General features: G+C 63.9%; 18 protein-coding genes. 8 read left to right on the top strand and 10 right to left on the bottom strand.

Annotation, left to right across the window (positions count from 1 at the left end; translation table 11 throughout):
• Nucleotides 1-14 precede the first annotated feature (14 nt).
• Nucleotides 15-239 (bottom strand): YdcH family protein, encoded by a 225-nt coding sequence (locus ACSQ76_RS04655; RefSeq protein ID WP_152491240.1) that lies wholly within the window; start codon nt 237-239, stop codon nt 15-17.
• 169 nt (nt 240-408) lie between these two features.
• On the opposite strand from ACSQ76_RS04655, the gene ACSQ76_RS04650 reads away from it, so the two are divergent.
• From ACSQ76_RS04650 to ACSQ76_RS04635, 4 genes are all read left to right on the top strand, one after another.
• Nucleotides 409-822, top strand: coding sequence for an Hsp20 family protein (locus tag ACSQ76_RS04650; protein WP_306128201.1), 414 nt, complete (start codon nt 409-411; stop codon nt 820-822).
• Nucleotides 823-827: 5 nt separating this feature from the next.
• Nucleotides 828-1,055: a DUF1150 family protein gene (locus tag ACSQ76_RS04645; RefSeq protein ID WP_437155639.1), complete on the top strand. Its 228-nt coding sequence runs from the start codon at nt 828-830 to the stop codon at nt 1,053-1,055.
• Between the two features lie 114 nt (nt 1,056-1,169).
• Nucleotides 1,170-2,045: a TIGR01459 family HAD-type hydrolase gene (locus ACSQ76_RS04640; RefSeq protein WP_437155638.1), complete on the top strand. Its 876-nt coding sequence runs from the start codon at nt 1,170-1,172 to the stop codon at nt 2,043-2,045.
• Nucleotides 2,046-2,159: 114 nt separating this feature from the next.
• Nucleotides 2,160-2,603 carry a MaoC family dehydratase gene (locus ACSQ76_RS04635; RefSeq protein WP_306128204.1) on the top strand — a complete coding sequence of 148 codons (444 nt, stop codon included), beginning with the start codon at nt 2,160-2,162 and terminating at the stop codon, nt 2,601-2,603.
• 145 nt (nt 2,604-2,748) lie between these two features.
• On the opposite strand, the gene ACSQ76_RS04630 is transcribed toward ACSQ76_RS04635, so the two are convergent.
• The gene (locus tag ACSQ76_RS04630; RefSeq protein ID WP_437155637.1) at nt 2,749-3,528 is read right to left on the bottom strand and encodes a glutathione S-transferase family protein; all 780 of its coding nucleotides are present in this window, start codon (nt 3,526-3,528) and stop codon (nt 2,749-2,751) included.
• Nucleotides 3,529-3,652: 124 nt separating this feature from the next.
• Here ACSQ76_RS04630 and ACSQ76_RS04625 point away from each other — a divergent pair, with 124 nt between their 5' ends.
• From ACSQ76_RS04625 to ACSQ76_RS04615, 3 genes are read left to right on the top strand one after another with little or no spacing between them, the layout of a single operon-like run.
• Nucleotides 3,653-4,579 (top strand): bifunctional riboflavin kinase/FAD synthetase, encoded by a 927-nt coding sequence (locus tag ACSQ76_RS04625; protein WP_437155636.1) that lies wholly within the window; start codon nt 3,653-3,655, stop codon nt 4,577-4,579.
• Nucleotides 4,576-5,064, top strand: coding sequence for a YcgN family cysteine cluster protein (locus tag ACSQ76_RS04620; RefSeq protein WP_437155635.1), 489 nt, complete (start codon nt 4,576-4,578; stop codon nt 5,062-5,064). The genes ACSQ76_RS04625 and ACSQ76_RS04620 overlap by 4 nt, the downstream gene beginning before the upstream one ends.
• Nucleotides 5,055-6,101 carry a threonine aldolase family protein gene (locus ACSQ76_RS04615; protein ID WP_437155634.1) on the top strand — a complete coding sequence of 349 codons (1,047 nt, stop codon included), beginning with the start codon at nt 5,055-5,057 and terminating at the stop codon, nt 6,099-6,101. The genes ACSQ76_RS04620 and ACSQ76_RS04615 overlap by 10 nt, the downstream gene beginning before the upstream one ends.
• A gap of 9 nt (nt 6,102-6,110) precedes the next feature.
• Here the strand turns inward: ACSQ76_RS04615 and ACSQ76_RS04610 are convergent, their stop codons facing one another.
• Nucleotides 6,111-6,512 carry a DUF2177 family protein gene (locus ACSQ76_RS04610; RefSeq protein WP_437155633.1) on the bottom strand — a complete coding sequence of 134 codons (402 nt, stop codon included), beginning with the start codon at nt 6,510-6,512 and terminating at the stop codon, nt 6,111-6,113.
• Between the two features lie 97 nt (nt 6,513-6,609).
• Complete coding sequence (locus ACSQ76_RS04605) at nt 6,610-7,416, bottom strand: alpha/beta fold hydrolase (protein WP_437155632.1); 807 nt, start codon at nt 7,414-7,416, stop codon at nt 6,610-6,612.
• 174 nt (nt 7,417-7,590) lie between these two features.
• On the opposite strand from ACSQ76_RS04605, the gene ACSQ76_RS04600 reads away from it, so the two are divergent.
• Nucleotides 7,591-8,607: a ribose-phosphate pyrophosphokinase gene (locus tag ACSQ76_RS04600; RefSeq protein WP_437155631.1), complete on the top strand. Its 1,017-nt coding sequence runs from the start codon at nt 7,591-7,593 to the stop codon at nt 8,605-8,607.
• Nucleotides 8,608-8,752: 145 nt separating this feature from the next.
• Here the strand turns inward: ACSQ76_RS04600 and ACSQ76_RS04595 are convergent, their stop codons facing one another.
• From ACSQ76_RS04595 to ACSQ76_RS04570, 6 genes are all read right to left on the bottom strand, one after another.
• Nucleotides 8,753-9,103 carry an H-type lectin domain-containing protein gene (locus ACSQ76_RS04595; RefSeq protein ID WP_437155630.1) on the bottom strand — a complete coding sequence of 117 codons (351 nt, stop codon included), beginning with the start codon at nt 9,101-9,103 and terminating at the stop codon, nt 8,753-8,755.
• A gap of 124 nt (nt 9,104-9,227) precedes the next feature.
• Nucleotides 9,228-9,671, bottom strand: coding sequence for a F0F1 ATP synthase subunit epsilon (locus ACSQ76_RS04590; protein ID WP_306128214.1), 444 nt, complete (start codon nt 9,669-9,671; stop codon nt 9,228-9,230).
• Between the two features lie 75 nt (nt 9,672-9,746).
• The gene (gene atpD / locus ACSQ76_RS04585) at nt 9,747-11,171 is read right to left on the bottom strand and encodes a F0F1 ATP synthase subunit beta (protein WP_306128215.1); all 1,425 of its coding nucleotides are present in this window, start codon (nt 11,169-11,171) and stop codon (nt 9,747-9,749) included.
• A gap of 20 nt (nt 11,172-11,191) precedes the next feature.
• Entirely contained in the window at nt 11,192-12,076 is an 885-nt protein-coding gene (locus ACSQ76_RS04580; RefSeq protein ID WP_437155629.1) for a F0F1 ATP synthase subunit gamma, read from the bottom strand.
• A gap of 15 nt (nt 12,077-12,091) precedes the next feature.
• Complete coding sequence (gene atpA, locus ACSQ76_RS04575) at nt 12,092-13,630, bottom strand: F0F1 ATP synthase subunit alpha (RefSeq protein WP_306128217.1); 1,539 nt, start codon at nt 13,628-13,630, stop codon at nt 12,092-12,094.
• On the bottom strand, nt 13,631-14,197 hold the full coding sequence (locus ACSQ76_RS04570) for a F0F1 ATP synthase subunit delta (RefSeq protein WP_306128218.1): 567 nt from the start codon (nt 14,195-14,197) through the stop codon (nt 13,631-13,633).
• Nucleotides 14,198-14,238: the final 41 nt, after the last annotated feature.

The following is a 14,238-nucleotide window of genomic DNA, read 5'->3' as shown; positions in this document are numbered from 1 at the left end:
CCCATCGCCGCTGCCTACGCAATGATATCCGGCAACAGCCGGTCCTCGATCCACTGGATCCGGTCCTTCAGCCGCAGTTTCTGCTGCTTGAAGCGTTTCACGGTCAGGGGATCGCTGGTGCCCTTTTCCTCCAGCGCCCGGATCGCCTCGTCTAGGTCGCGGTGCTGGCGGCGGAACTCTTCCAGTTCCACCCGCAGCACCTCGTCGGACTTCATCGACAGCTCGTTGAACTTGTTCATGGGCGCTCGATTCTCCCGAAACCACCGAAGAACCCGACAATAGCGTCAAAGCTCTCGTGGGCATAGCCCTTGCAGGCCCCGCCCCGCCGCCCCATATTCAGTTCCAAGAGGTCGCCGCGAACGGGGCCTTCACATACGGACTGTCGCTTGACTGGATAAGGACACGCCCATGACAAAGCTATCTATGGGATCGCACCCCTACATGCTCGGCTTCGAGCAACTGGAACGCCTGCTGGAACGCAGCGCCAAGTCGGGGAACGAAGGCTACCCGCCCTTCAATATCGAACAGACCTCCGAGAATTCCTACCGGATCACGCTGGCCGTGGCCGGATTCGCCGATGGGGACCTGTCGATAACGCTGGAAGACAGGCAACTGGTGATCCGTGGCCGCCAGCGGGACGATGCGGACGGTCGTGTCTACCTGCATCGCGGCATCGCCGCCCGCCAGTTCCAGCGCAGCTTCGTGCTGGCCGACGGCGTCGAAGTGGGCGAGGCGATCATGGAAAACGGGCTTCTGCACGTGGACCTCACGCGCGCCGCACCAGAAACGGTGGTTCAGACCATCAAGATAAACAAGGGGTAAACAGTATGGACACGCAATACGAATTCGATCACGGGGCCGAGCGCCCCATCGTCTATGTCCGCCAGGTCAACGCAGATGATCTGCCCGAGGGCATGCGCGAACAGGTGGGCGAGCTGGAAACGCTCTATGCCGTGCACAACGAGGAAGGCGAGCGCTTGGCACTTGTCGCCGACCGAAAGATGGCTTTCGTGCTGGCCCGCCAGAACGACCTCGACCCGGTCACCGTGCACTAGCGTGCGAATTCGGTTTCGGCCCCCACCCCGGGGCCGAAACCCCGCTGGCCAAGCGGCATCCGCGCTGGCATACCGGCTTTCGACGCTCCTCCGACGCGAAAGGCCCGTATCCCAGTGACCCAGATCATCACGTCCCTCTCCGACATCTCCGGCAATTACGACGCGCTTTTCGTCGATCTCTGGGGGTGCGTGCACAACGGCGTCACCGCCTATCCCGAAGCGGTCGAGGCGCTGATGACCTACCGCGCCGATGGCGGCACGGTGGTGCTGGTCACCAATTCTCCCAAGCCCCGCGCCGGAGTCGAGTCCCAGCTTGAAAGCTTCGGTGTCCCCGCCGCCTGCTATGACGCCATCGCCACCTCCGGCGACAGTGCCCGTGCCGCAATGTACCGCGGCGTGGTGGGCAACAAGGTATGGTTCATGGGCGAATGGGAGCGTGACGCAGGTTTTTTCGAGCCGTTGGAGATTATCGACGACCCCGCCGAGATCGAGCGGGTCGACCTCAAGGACGCCGAAGGTATCGTTTGCTGCGGCCCCAACGATCCGATGGCCCTTCCCGACACCAATCGCGCCGATTTCCTCTATGCCAAGCAGAAGGGTCTGAAACTGCTCTGTGCCAACCCCGACATTATCGTCGACCGCGGCGACGTGCGCGAATGGTGCGCGGGTGCGCTCGCACGGCTTTACACCGAGATGGGGGGCGAAAGCCTCTATTTCGGCAAGCCGCATCCACCCATCTATGACCTCGCCCGCCGCCGTCTCTCGGCGCTCGGCCGCGATGTGTCCAGCGACAAGATTCTCGCCATCGGCGACGGCATCGCCACCGACGTGCAGGGCGCGATGGGCGAAGATATCGATTCTCTCTTCATCACGGGCGGCCTGGCGGCCAAGGAAACCAAAACGTCGCACCACCCCGATCCAAATGCGTTAAACGCCTACCTGAAAACGGAAATGTCGTCTCCGACCTACGCCATCGGCATGCTGCGCTGATAAAAAAACCCTTGATTTTCTGCGCCTGCAAAGTAATAAAGTTGCAACCTTGCCCGTGTTAAGGTGTTATTTATTGCGCGCAGTATGGGCGCGCAGGTGGAAATGGAGGGTCTGATGTTGGACAACATGCCGCGCGGAACGATCACGATCGAAGAGATCGAAATGGGAATGACCCGGTCGCTGCGCAAAGTGGTGACCGACGAGGATATCCGCATGTTCGCCGAGGTCTCGACCGATCATAACCCGGTGCACATGGACGACGACTACGCCCGCGACACCATCTTCGAGGGCCGCATCGCCCACGGGATGCTGACCGCCGGGCTGATCTCCGCTGTGATCGGCGAACAGCTTCCGGGGCACGGCACCGTCTACATGGGCCAGACCCTGAAATTCCTCGCCCCCGTGCGCCCCGGCGACATGGTCGAGGCCGAGGTGGAGGTGACCGCCATCGACTACGCCAAGCGCCGCGTCACGCTGGAGACCCGTTGCCTCGTCGACGGCAAGAAGGTCCTTGTGGGCGAAGCCACCGTGCTGGCACCGACAGGTAAGTTCGACTGATCGGCGCACGACCGCGCAACCCACTCTTGGCCGCGTCACACGCCCGGAACACGAATCGTGTATGATGCGTTTCGTAAGTGGAGAACCAGAGGGAGGACCCAACCTATGGATGCAATCCAGACAGCCGAATATGCCCGCGCCCTGCTCAGCGCCCATGGCCCCAAGGCCGAGGCCGAGGCCGCCCGCAAGATGCGCGAGTCTCAAGATGCCGGGCGCAAGTCCGAGGCCGCCGATTGGGCCGCCATCCGTCAGGCGGTTTCGCAACGGCGCGGCCCCAGCCAGACCTGAGGCGCGCACCCAAGGCGATCAGCCCATATCGGGCTCGGTCGCCTTGAAACTCTCGATCTCCTGCATCGGCGCCCACCACCGCGCCAGCTTGCCGGTGATAATGTTGTGGGCCTCCGGCGTCAGCGATACGTAATGGATCATCGGGGCCAGCCGCCATCGAAGGCTCCTTGCCGCAGATGAACGGATCGGCCCAGTCCATCAGCAGCGCGTTCAGCGTCTGTGAATCGGCAAGGCTCTTCGACAGGGCATCGTCATTCTTGCCGCCGACAAGCTCGGGAAACAGGTGATAGCCCGCGGCGCTCATCAGGGCGTCATAGCCGTAGCTGCCGAAGACGCTGATCGCCTCGTTCATCTTCGCCCGCGCCCTTGGGTCGTCAGGCACCCGGCTCGGCCCCTTGCCCGTCTCGTCGATATAGCGGCAGATCGCATCGGCCTCGCGCAGGCGCATGTCGTCGATATCCATAACCGGCACCTTTCCGAACGGATGCCGTTTCAGGTGCTCGGGCTGCTTCGGCTCGCCTTCCAGAACATTGACGTGCACCTGGTCATAGTCGATCTCGTTTTCCATCAGGAACATGCGAACCGTGCGCACATAGGTCGATCCGTCAAATCCGTACAGAACGGGTTTATCGGCCATTCTCTCATCTCCAATCATTGCGTTGCCTACCGCAGAACGCATCAGGACCATTTACGTTTCTTCCAACACGCCATGCGCGGCACCGCCTCTTGATCACCCCTGCGCATATCGCTACCCCTGCGCCATGCGCATCATCCGCGATTACACCTTCATTGATCCCCAGGACCGGGGCGCCTCCGTCGCCATCGGAAACTTCGACGGTGTGCATCTGGGCCACCAGTCGGTGATCGACCTCGCCCGCAAGGGCGACGGCCCCCTTGGTGTGCTGACGTTCGAGCCGCACCCGCGCGAATATTTCGCCCCCGACGCGCCCCCCTTCCGCCTGATGGGCCACGAGGCCCGCGCCAACCGCCTGGCCAAGCTGGGCGTCGAACGGCTCTACGAGCTCAACTTCAACGCCGCCCTCGCCAGCCTCACACCCGAAGAGTTCGCGCGCAACGTCATCGCCGACGGCCTTGGCCTGACCCACGTGGTCGTCGGCGCCGACTTCTGTTTCGGCAAGGGCCGCGCCGGCAATGCCGCCGATCTTCAGCGCTTCGGGGCCGAAATGGGCTTCGACGTCACCATCGCCACGCTTCTGGAGGGCGATGACGGCCAGGTCTCCTCCACCGCCATCCGCGACGCCCTCTCCGAAGGCCGCCCCCGCGACGCCGCCGCCATGCTGGGCCACTGGCACCGCATCGACGGGCCGGTCATCGGCGGCGAACAACGCGGCCGCGACTTGGGCTATCCCACCGCCAACATGTCCATCGAAGGGCTGCACCCGCCCCGCTTCGGCGTCTACGCCGTGCTGGTCGACGTGCTCGACGGTCCGCACAAGGGCCACTACCACGGCGCGGCGTCCCTCGGCGTACGCCCGATGTTCCAGGGCGAGATCCCCAATATCGAGACCTTCCTCTTCGATTTCTCCGGCGACCTCTACGGCGCCGACCTGTCAGTGGCCCTCGTCGAGTACCTCCGCCCCGAGGAAACCTTCGACAGCCTCGAGGCCTTCATCGCCCAGATGGACGCCGACTGCGACCGCGCCCGTGCGGTGCTGGCCGCCATATGACCGACGCGTCCGACCCCATCGACCGCTCCGGCCTGCGCCCGCGCTACTGGGAAACCGTGCCGCTGGACCGCATGACCCAGAAAGAGTGGGAGGCGCTCTGCGATGGCTGTGGCAAATGCTGCCTCAACAAGCTTGAGGACGAGGACACCGGCGAGGTCGCCCTCACCCGCATCGCCTGCCGCCTCTTCGACGACAGCACCTGCCGCTGCGCCAATTACGAGATCCGGCACCAGTTCGTGCCCGAGTGCATCTCGCTTTCTCCCAGGACCATCGAGAAAAGCCTCTACTGGCTGCCCGAAACCTGCGCCTACAAGCTCCTGTGGAACGGCAAGCCGCTTTACGACTGGCACCCGCTCATGTCCGGCACGCCCGAGAGCGTGCACGCCGCCGGCGTATCGGTGCAGAACGCCACCCTGCCCGAGTTCGAAATCCCCGAAGACGAGTGGGAAGAGCACCTGATAGAGGAACCGCTGGGATGCGACTAGGCTCCGACAACACCGGTCCCGCCCTTCCCCAGGTGATGGAGGCGCTGGCAAAGGCGAATGACGGCCACGCCACCCCTTACGGCGCCGACACGCTTACAGGTGCCGCCCGCGACAAGGTGCGCGAGGTTTTCGAGGCCCCCGACGCCGCGGTCGAGTTCGTCGCCACAGGCACAGCGGCGAACGTCCTCGCGCTCGCCACCCTGACCCAGCCGTGGCAGACCATCTTCTGCACGCCCCGCGCCCACATCCTGGTCGACGAATGCCACGCGCCCGAGTTCTACACCGGCGGCGCGCGTCTGACCCTGACGGGGCACGAGGACAAGATGACGGCTGATGACCTCGCCGCCGCCATCGCCGCCCTGCCTCGCCGCGACGTCCACGCGTCCGAGGCGGGCACCGTGGCCCTCACGCAGGTCACCGAGATGGGCCAGCTCTACACACTGGACGAGCTGCGCAGCATCACCGACGTGGCCCATACCCACGGCCTCTCGGTACATCTCGACGGTGCCCGCTTCGCCAATGCCTGCGCCGCCCTCGGCTGCACGCCCGCCCAGATGAGCCATGAGGCCGGCATCGACGCCGTCTCCTTCGGCGCCTCCAAGAACGGATGCCTGAATGTCGAGGCTGTCGTCCTGTTCGACCTCGCCAAGGCATGGGAACTGGAACGACGCCGCAAACGCGGCGGGCACCTTGTGTCCAAGGGCCGCTTCCTCGCCGCGCAAATGCTGGGATATCTCCAAGACGATGTCTGGCTGCAATCGGCACAGCGCGCCAACGCCAACGCCGCCCGCCTCGTCGCGGGCCTGCGCACCCTGCCCGATTGCACCTTCACCGCCGAGGCGCAAGCCAACATGATCTTCGCCCGCCTGCCCCGCGCCACACATCAGCGTCTGCATGCGGGCGGCGCCGTCTACGGCCTCTACGAAGGCCCCCTGGAGGATGGCGACCCCGACGAACCGCTCCTGATGCGCTGCGTCTGCGACTGGTCCCTCACCGAGACCCAGATCGACGACTTTCTTGCGCTCGCGAAAGGATGACGCGCGGTTTCAGGCCCACCACCGCGCCACGGCAACGCCCACGGTCGCGGACACCGCAGTAAGCAGCGTACCCCAAGTGAAGTCCGTGGCCACCATACGCCACGTCCAGTCCTTCAGCGTCGACAGGTTGGTGAACTCGTAGGTGCCATAGCCCATCGCCCCGATCAGCGCAGCCGTTCCGAACACCCACAGCAAACTGTGATCCTGCTGCATCGCGGGCCAACTGACGAACCACAGCACGCAGAAGACGTAGAAGGCATAGAATGCGACCGCCGGGCCAAGCCGGGGGCTGTCCAGCAGCAGGCCCTTGATATCCTTCTCGAAGGTCGGCTTGATCAGGTAGCTCAGCCCCAGGTAATCCAGCCCCAGAAAGACTGCAAAGGTGACGACGTAAAGTATGACGATGGTCATGCTTGGCCTCCCGACCGGTTGAACGCGGCCCGGACCTGGCCGGTTCCTGCCGCCCGTCAACAGCTAGCGCGAAGTTACGCAAGACCAGCCGTCGGCGTCACACATCGCGCAGGAACCGCAGGATTTCCGCGCTCACCTGCCGGGGATGGCTGATCGGCACCATGTGCCCCGCCCCGGCCATCACCGCCCGTTCCGCGTTGGGCAACCGCGCCGCGAGTCCCTCGTTGATCGCGCCGATGATGTCCGGCGACTCGCTGCCCTCGATCAGCAGCGCGGATTGCGTCACGCCCTGCAGGACACCGGGCGCCAGCATACCGCCCACGTCATCGTAGAGCGCCCCGTGCCCCGCCTCGACCAGCGGCATCTGCGCGGCCAGCCGGTCGCGCTCCTCGGCGCCCAGGCTCTGCCACTCCGCCCCGTTGCCCCAGACTGACAAGAAGGCCCGCGCCGCCGCGTGCCGGTCCCCGGTCGCCATCCCCTCGGTAAACCCGGACATCTGCGCTGCAAAGCCCTCGCGCATCTCCGGATGATCGTCCAACGCCACGGCAAAGAACACCGGCTCGATCAGCACCAGCGACCGTACCAGTTCCGGCCGCATCAGGGCCAACCGCAACGCCACCGTCGCACCAAAGGAATGCCCGACGACATGCGCCGGACCATCCAGCAGATCGGCCGCGATCTCGGCGGTCACTTTCTGGATCTCGCCGCGCCCGTCCCAAGTGCCGCTGCGCCCGTGCCCCGGCATGTCGAACGCTGTGAACGTCAGCGCCCCCGACAGGTGCCGCGCCAGCCCGCTCAAACTGCCCGAATGCGCCAGCGAGCAATGGATGGCCAGCGCGGCTTCGGGGCCTTGCCCGAATGTCGTCCAATAGGTCGGAAATCCGGCTTTCAACCCGTCAGGCATCGCGCACCACGGGGGCATCTGCGGGGAAATGCGGCAGGGTGCGTCTCATTTGTCGGGCCTTTCGCGGCATTCGGCACCCTTACCCAATGCATGTCTTTGCCACAGGTGCCACCCATGCTAATCGGTGTCAACGTCACGAATCTGTCAAGATCGACCACCCGGGGACCCTTTCACATGTCAGTCACACACGAGCCGAAGCTCATTTCCGGCAACGCCAACATGCCGCTCGCCAAGGCGGTCGCGCGCCGGATGTCCATGCACCGCGGAGTCAATGTCGGGCTGGTCGACGCCCGCGTCGAGCGCTTCAATGACGGCGAGATCTTCGTCGAGGTGTTCGAGAACGTCCGCGGCGAGGACATGTTCATCATCCAGCCCACCTCGAACCCGGCCAACGACAACCTGATGGAACTGCTCATCATGTCCGACGCGCTGCGCCGCTCCTCGGCCAAGCGCATCACCGCCGTGATCCCCTATTTCGGCTATGCGCGGCAGGACCGCCGCACCAAGGCCCGCACACCCATCTCGGCCAAGCTGGTGGCCAACATGATCGTCGAGGCGGGCATCGAACGGGTCCTGACGATGGACCTGCACGCGGCCCAGATTCAGGGGTTCTTCGACATTCCCGTCGACAACCTCTATGCCTCTCCGGTTTTCGCACTCGATGTGATGACCCAGTTCCGCAACCACCTCGACGACGTGATGATCGTTTCGCCGGACGTCGGCGGCGTGGCCCGCGCCCGGGAACTGGCCAAGCGGATCAACGCCCCCCTCAGCATCGTCGACAAACGCCGCGAGAAAGCCGGCGAAGTGGCCGAGATGACCGTGATCGGCGATGTCAGCGAGAAGATCTGCGTGATCGTCGACGACATGTGCGACACCGCCGGAACCATGTGCAAGGCGGCACAGATCCTGCTCGACAACGGCGCCAAGGAGGTGCACGCCTACACCACCCACGGCGTACTCTCTGGGCCCGCAGTGGAACGGATCACCAACTCGGTGCTGAAATCCATGGTCATCACCGACACGATCCAGCCCACCGAAGCGGTCAAGAACACCCCCAATATCCGTATCATCCCCACCGCCCCGGTCTTTGCCCAGGCGATCCTGAACATCTGGAACGGCACTTCGGTGTCGTCGCTCTTCGAAACCCCGACGCTGGAGCCCATCTACGAAGGACAGTTTGGCACCTGAGCCTGACCCGATCGAGTGGCTGCGCCACGCTCTTTTGCTTGATTGGGGCCAGCCCCAAACCCCGGGATATTTGTAGCCAGAAGAAGAAACACCGCCGTGCTGCTTCCTCTGGCGAAAAATATCTCCGCCGGAGGCACAAAGCTCTTCAGTGAAGCTGCCAGTCGTCCTCGTGCGGCACGGCACCGATGGCCATCCACCGGATCCGGGCGCGGGCGACGCGCGTATCGCCCCATGTGCGGAACACCACCTCGAACCCCGTCGTCACCACCTTCTCGGCGGTGACATCGGCGCGGGCGTTCGTGGCGCTGTCCATGTCCCACATCGACAGGCTGACATGCACGGCGGGCGGTTCCTTGAAGGCGGTGCCGAACGTCACCTTGCGGCGGCGTTCGCGGGCGCCGGTGCCGGTCCACATCTCGCCGCCATCCTCATAGTCGGAAAACAGGACATCATCACCCTGCTCAATCCCGATGGTCTGATTGACAAGATATTTCATTTACCGCCACGCGCCGCCACGCCAATGGTCCTACTATCGCTTTTCGTCGAAATTGAGAACCAAAAAGGAAAAGGGCCCGACATTTGTGGGCCCTTCCCAGAATGCTACCTTGCGCGTCAGCCCCTCAGGGCGCTGGCGCCTTGGACGTGGTGGACAGGCCGATCTGGTCGCCCATCGCCACCATGTCGGCCAGCAGTTTCGCCGCGTCGTCCACCGGCCCGGGCTCGTTGACGAATGTTTCCTGCGCCTTGGCCAGCCGGTCTGTCGCCTCGTCCACCATCTTCTGGAATTCGTCCTGCGTCATGTCCTCGCGCGGCAGGGCGCGTTCCGCCAGCACCGAGATCGAGTCGGCGTTGATCTCGGCAAAGCCTCCGGTGACGACATATTCCTTGTCACCATCCGAGCCGGAGACGCGTACCACGCCCGGTCGAAGGGTCGTGATCAGCGGCGCGTGATCGGCCATGGCCGTCATGTCGCCGTCGGTGCCGGGGATCTGCACCTCGGTCGCCTCCACCGACGCCAGCAGGCGCTCGGGGCTCACAAGGTCGAACTGCACTGTATCAGCCATATTGGCCTCCGTTTCTGTCACGCCAGGTCTCGCCCACCCTTTGGGCCCTCCCGTAGGGTGGGTGAAAACCCACGCTTATGCGGCGTCCGCGGCCATCTTCTCGGCCTTGGCCTTCACGTCGTCGATGCCGCCCACCATGTAGAATGCGCCTTCGGGCAGGTGGTCGTACTCGCCGGCCACAACCGCCTTGAAGGACGCGATCGTGTCTTCCAGCGGCACCTGGATGCCGTCCGAGCCGGTGAAAACCTTGGCCACGTCGAAAGGCTGCGACAGGAAGCGCTGGATCTTCCGGGCGCGCGCCACGGTCAGCTTGTCCTCTTCGCTCAGTTCGTCCATGCCGAGGATCGCGATGATGTCCTGCAGCGACTTGTAGCGTTGCAGGATCCCCTGCACGTCACGCGCCACCTTGTAGTGCTCCTCGCCCACGATCTGCGGGTCCATCAGACGCGAGTTCGAGTCGAGCGGGTCCACGGCCGGGTAGATGCCCAGCTCCGAGATGGCGCGCGACAGAACGGTCGTGGCGTCGAGGTGGGCGAATGTCGTGGCCGGCGCGGGGTCGGTCAGGTCGTCCGCGGGCACGTACACGGCCTGGATCGAGGTGATCGAACCGGCCTTGGTCGACGTGATGCGTTCCTGCATCGCGCCCATGTCCGTGGCCAGCGTCGGCTGGTAACCCACAGCCGAGGGGATGCGGCCGAGCAGAGCCGACACCTCGGAGCCCGCCTGCGTGAAGCGGAAGATGTTGTCCACGAAGAACAGAACGTCCGTCCCCGAGGCATCGCGGAACTGTTCGGCCAGCGTCAGTCCGGTCAGCGCCACACGAGCACGCGCGCCCGGCGGTTCGTTCATCTGGCCGTAGACCAGCGCCACCTGGGAGTTCTCCAGGTTCTCGGGGTCGATCACGTTCGACTCGATCATCTCGTGATAGAGGTCGTTGCCCTCACGCGTACGCTCGCCCACACCGGCGAAAACCGAGTAGCCCGAGTGCACCTTGGCGATGTTGTTGATCAGTTCCATGATCAGAACCGTCTTGCCCACGCCGGCGCCGCCGAACAGGCCGATCTTGCCGCCCTTGGCGTAAGGCGCCAGCAGGTCGACGACCTTGATGCCGGTGACCAGGATTTCCGACTCGGTCGACTGTGCCTCGAACTCGGGCGCGGGCTGGTGGATCGCGCGGGTCTCTTTCGCCTCGATCGGCTTGCCCTCGTCCACCGGCTCGCCGATGACGTTCAGGATGCGGCCCAGGGTGGCGTCGCCCACCGGCACGCTGATCGGGCCGTCGGTGTCGGTCACTTCCTGGCCGCGCACCAGGCCCTCGGTGGAGTCCATGGCGATCGTGCGCACGGTGTTTTCGCCAAGGTGCTGGGCCACTTCGAGAACCAGCCGCTTGCCGTTGTTGTCGGTTTCCAGGGCGTTCAGGATTTCGGGCAGGTGGTCCGTGAACTGCACGTCCACCACGGCGCCGATCACCTGTGTGATTTTGCCTTTTGCTTTGGCCATTGTCGTTTCTCCGGTTGTTCTTAAAGCGCCTCGGCGCCCGAAATGATTTCAATCAGCTCGTTGGTGATCACGGCCTGACGCGAGCGGTTGTACTCGATGGTCAGCTTGTCGATCATCTCGCCCGCGTTGCGCGTCGCGTTGTCCATGGCCGACATCCGCGCGCCCTGTTCACTGGCGCCATTCTCCAGCAGGCCGCTGAAGATGGCCGTGGCCACGCCCCGGGGCAGCAGGTCGCGCAGGATCGCGTCCTCGTCGGGCTCGTAGTCATAGATCGTGCCGGCATCGTCCGACTCTTCAGCCGCCGCTTCGTCGATCTCGAAGGGGATCACCTGCTTCATGGTCGGCTTCTGGCTGACCACGTTCTCGAATTCCGAGAAAAAGATCTTGGCGACGTCGAACTCTTCGTTGTCGAAACGATCCAGCACGTTCTGCGCCACCTTCTGCGCGTCGGCATAGCCCACGTTCTTCACCTCGGACAGATCGACATGGTCGATAAACAGGTCGGAAAAGTCACGCTTCAGCGCGTCCCGGCCCTTCTTGCCAACGGTGATGATCTTCACGGTCTTGCCGTCGGACTTGAGCCTGTTGATCTCGGTCCGCGCCAGCTTGGCGATGTTGGCGTTGAAGCCACCGCACAGGCCCCGCTCGGCGGTCATCACGACCAGCAGATGCACATCGTCCTTGTCCGTACCGCGCAGCAGGGGCGGCGCGTTCTCGGCATCGCCCGCGGCGGCTGCCAACTTGGACATCACCGCATTGAACCGCTCGGCATAGGGGCGGGCCATTTCGGCCGCATCCTGGGCCCGCCGCAGTTTCGCGGCGGCCACCATCTGCATGGCCTTGGTGATCTTGCGGGTCGATTTGACCGACTCGATCCTGTTTTTTAGGTCCTTCAGACTCGGCATTGCCTCGTCACCCCCTTATCCGAAGTCGGCTGCGAACTCTTCGATGGCCGACTTGAGCTTGTCTTCGGCGTCGCCCTTGATCTTGGGATCCTCGTTGGTGATCCAGTCCAGAACGTCCTTGCGCTTGGTGCGCATGTGGTTCAGCAGCCCGTCCTCGAACCGGCCAACCTGGTCGACGCTGATCTTGTCGAGATAGCCGTTCGTGCCGGCGTAGATCACGCAGACGATCTCGGCGTTGGTCAGGGGCGAGTACTGCGGCTGTTTCATCAACTCGGTCAGACGCTCACCACGGCTCAGCAGACGCTGGGTCGAGGCATCGAGGTCCGAGCCGAACTGGGCAAAGGCCGCCATTTCGCGGTACTGCGCAAGGCTCAGCTTCACCGGGCCGGCAACCGACTTCATCGCGTTGGTCTGGGCCGAGGAGCCCACGCGGCTGACCGACAGACCGGTGTTCACGGCCGGGCGGATGCCCTGGTAGAACAGCTCGGTTTCCAGGAAGATCTGGCCGTCGGTGATCGAGATCACGTTGGTCGGAATAAAGGCCGACACGTCGCCGCCTTGCGTTTCGATGATCGGCAGCGCCGTCAGCGAGCCCGAGCCGTTCTCTTCGTTCAGCTTGGCCGACCGCTCCAGCAGGCGGGAGTGAAGGTAGAAAACGTCGCCCGGGTAGGCTTCGCGGCCCGGCGGGCGGCGCAGAAGCAGCGACATCTGGCGATAGGCCACGGCCTGTTTCGACAGGTCATCGTACACGATCAGCGCGTGACGGCCGTTGTCGCGGAAATGCTCCGCCATGGCGGTCGCCGAATAGGGCGCCAGGAACTGCATCGGCGCGGGGTCCGACGCGGTGGCGGCCACGACGATGGAATATTCCATCGCGCCGGCTTCTTCCAGCTTCTTCACCAGCTGCGCCACGGTCGAGCGCTTCTGTCCCACGGCAACGTAGACGCAGTAGAGCTTCTTGCTCTCGTCGTCGCCGGCGGCGTCGTTATAGGATTTCTGGTTCAGCATCGTGTCCAGAGCCACGGCGGTCTTGCCGGTCTGGCGGTCGCCGATGATCAGCTCCCGCTGGCCACGGCCGATCGGGATCATGGCGTCGACCGATTTCAGACCCGTTGCCATCGGCTCGTGCACCGATTTGCGCGGGATGATGCCCGGCGCCTTGACGTCCGCGACGCCACGAGCCGAAGCCTTGATCGGGCCCTTGCCGTCCAGCGGGTTGCCCAGACCGTCCACGACCCGGCCCAGCAGCTCGTCACCGATGGGCACGTCCACGATGGACTTGGTGCGCTTGACGGTGTCGCCTTCCTTGATGTCCCGGTCCGAGCCGAAGATCACGACGCCGACGTTGTCGGTCTCCAGGTTCAGCGCCATGCCCATGATGCTGCCGGGGAACTCCACCAGCTCACCGGCCTGCACGTTGTCGAGGCCGTGGACGCGGGCAATCCCGTCGCCGACTGACAGCACGCGACCCACCTCGGCAACTTCGGCTTCCTGGCCGAAATTCTTGATCTGGTCCTTAAGGATCGCAGAAATCTCTGCAGCTTGGATACCCATTTATCCGACCTCTTTCATTGCATTCTGTAGGGAATTGAGGCGCGAGCGGATCGACGTGTCGATCATCTTCGAGCCTACCTTTACGACAAGACCGCCAATGAGGCTTTCATCGACGGTCGCATTGATCTTGACGTCTTTTCCGACGGTGCTCTTCAGCGTCTCGGCCAGCTTCTTCGATTGCGCGTCGGTCAGCTTGACGGCGCTGGTCACATCGGCGGTCACTTCGCCCTTGTGATCGGCAATGCGCTCGTTCAGCAGGCGGACCAATTGCGGCAGCACGAACAGGCGGCGCTTTTGCGCCATCAGCGCCAGGCCGTTCTTCAGCTCGGGGACAAGACCCATCTTCTCCGCAATGGCCGTGATGGCACGGCCCTGGTCCTCGCGACTGACGACCGGGCTGCTGATCAGGTCACGCAGATCGGCACTGTCGTTCAGGGCGGCGGAAAGATCGGCAAGGTTCGTTTCAAGCTTGTCCAGCGAGTTTGCGTCTTTGGAAAGCTCGAAAATGGCAGTGGCATAGCGTTCGGCAATGCCGGAGGAGATCGAAGCTGGTTCGGACACGTCCACCCTTCCGATAGTTTGACCCCGGCTCGACAAAAGACGGCGCA

The organism is Roseovarius sp. B08 (assembly GCF_051417955.1).
Classification (GTDB): Bacteria; Pseudomonadota; Alphaproteobacteria; order Rhodobacterales; family Rhodobacteraceae; genus Roseovarius.
Note: the sequence above shows the minus strand (reverse complement) of the source record. Positions and strands in the feature narration are given on the sequence as shown.